At 50.2% G+C, this 2500-nt stretch carries 2 rRNA genes (1 of these 2 cut by a window edge); both read right to left on the reverse strand.

Annotated features, from left to right (window positions below):
* Positions 1 to 43: 43 nt before the first annotated feature.
* A 5S ribosomal RNA gene (gene rrf / locus AC0IYG_RS27960) occupies positions 44 to 155 on the reverse strand.
* Between the two features lie 142 nt (positions 156 to 297).
* Positions 298 to 2500 (reverse strand): 23S ribosomal RNA (locus tag AC0IYG_RS27965) (it continues 621 nt past the right edge of the window).

The following is a 2500-nucleotide window of genomic DNA, read 5'->3' on the forward strand; positions in this document are numbered from 1 at the left end:
AAAAAAAGCCTTACATTTCTGCAAGGCTTTTAGGTTGTTGGTATTGTGGCGGCTACCTACTTTACCAGGTTTGATCCAAGTATCATCGGCGGTTCTGGGCTTAACTTCTCTGTTCGGGATGGGAAGAGGTGAACACCAGGCCAATAGCCACCAACAAGGTCTTTGAGTTAATCAATTTTGAATGATTGAATTTCGAATGACTGAATGTTTTATTCAATCATTCATTCATTGTGACATTCAACATTGATAATCAATGTCATATTGGAAGTAGAAGAGATCAAGTAAATTAAGATTTTAATGTGCAAGCTGTTGGGTAATTAGTACTGCTCAGCTGAATGTATTTCTACACGTACACCTGCAGCCTATCAACGTCGTAGTCTACAACGACCCTTATGTGGAAGATTCATCTTCGGGCTAGTTTCGCACTTAGATGCTTTCAGCGCTTATCTATTCCCCACATAGCTACCCGGCCATGCCACTGGCGTGACAACCGGTTCACCAGCGGTGGGTCCACCTCGGTCCTCTCGTACTAAAGGCAGCCCCCGTCAATCTTCCTACGCCCACCACAGATAGGGACCGAACTGTCTCACGACGTTCTGAACCCAGCTCGCGTGCCACTTTAATCGGCGAACAGCCGAACCCTTGGGACCTTCTCCAGCCCCAGGATGTGACGAGCCGACATCGAGGTGCCAAACCTCCCCGTCGATGTGAGCTCTTGGGGGAGATCAGCCTGTTATCCCCGGCGTACCTTTTATCCTTTGAGCGATGGCCCTTCCATACAGAACCACCGGATCACTATACCCTGGTTTCCCACCTGCTCGACCCGTCGGTCTCACAGTCAAGCCTGCTTGTACTATTGCACTCCACACACGGTTACCAAGCGTGTTGAGCAGACCTTTGGAAGCCTCCGTTACACTTTTGGAGGCGACCACCCCAGTCAAACTACCCACCATGCACGGTCTCCGACTTAGTCGGATTAGATCCCAGGCCAGCGAAGGGTGGTATTTCAACGTTGGCTCCATCACGCCTGGCGACGCAACTTCACAGCCTCCCACCTATCCTACACATCCCTGACCCGAAAACAATGCAAAGCTATAGTAAAGGTGCACGGGGTCTTTCCGTCCCGTGGCGGGTAAGCGGCATCTTCACCGCTACTACAATTTCACCGAGCTCACGGCCGAGACAGTGCCCAGATCGTTACACCATTCGTGCAGGTCGGAACTTACCCGACAAGGAATTTCGCTACCTTAGGACCGTTATAGTTACGGCCGCCGTTTACTGGGGCTTCGATTCAATGCTTCTCTTGCGATGACATCCCCTCTTAACCTTCCAGCACCGGGCAGGTGTCAGGCCCTATACGTCAACTTTCGTTTTGGCAGAGCCCTGTGTTTTTGCTAAACAGTCGCCTGGGCCATTTCTCTGCGGCCTCTCTGTTGCCAGAGGAGGCTCCCCTTCTCCCGAAGTTACAGGGTTAATTTGCCGAGTTCCTTAGCCGTGATTCACTCGAGCACCTTAGAATATTCTTCTCGACTACCTGTGTCGGTTTACGGTACGGGTTGCGTACAGCTGATGTTTCAAAAGCTTTTCTTGGAAGCGTTTTCGTAAGTTCGCTTCACCCGTAGGTTCTGCTCAACGCACTATTCCGTCAGTACGTACTTACCACAATACTCCGTCACTTCTTCACACTGCATGCAAGGGCAGGAATATTAACCTGCTGTCCATCGAAAATCGCCTGTCGGCTATCCCTTAGGCCCCGCCTAACCCTCCGTTGATTAGCATAGCGGAGGAATCCTTAGTCTTTCGGTGTGCGGATTTCTCATCCGCATTATCGTTACTTATGCCTACATTTGCTTTTCTCACCAGTCCAGCACAGCTTACGCCATACCTTCACCCCTGTGAGAATGCTCCCCTACCGATCGTAATAAATTACTATCGCATAGCTTCGGTAATATGCTTGATGCCCGTTTATTATCGATGCCCGCCCCGCTCGACCAGTGAGCTGTTACGCACTCTTTAAATGTATAGCTGCTTCCAAGCTAACATCCTGGCTGTCTCTGCAGTCGGACCCCCTTAGTTCAACTTAGCATATATTTTGGGACCTTAGCTGATGCTCTGGGTTGTTCCCCTCTCGGACCGGGACCTTAGCACCCCGGCCCTCACTGCCGTGTATATCATAGCCCATTCGGAGTTTGTCAGAATTTGGTAGGATTTGACTCCCCCTAGTCCTATCAGTAGCTCTACCTGACCATGACTCAACCACGACGCTGTTCCTAAAAACATTTCGGGGAGTACGAGCTATTTCTCAGTTTGATTGGCCTTTCACCCCTACCCTCAGTTCATCCGAAAACTTTTCAACGTTTACCGGTTCGGTCCTCCACGATGTGTTACCAGCGCTTCAACCTGACCAAGGGTAGATCACCAAGTTTCGCGTCTACAGCCACTGACTAATCGCCCATTTCAGACTCGCTTTCGCTTCGGCTCCTGTGCTTTAACACATTAA

The organism is Dyadobacter sp. AC419 (genome assembly GCF_979253085.1).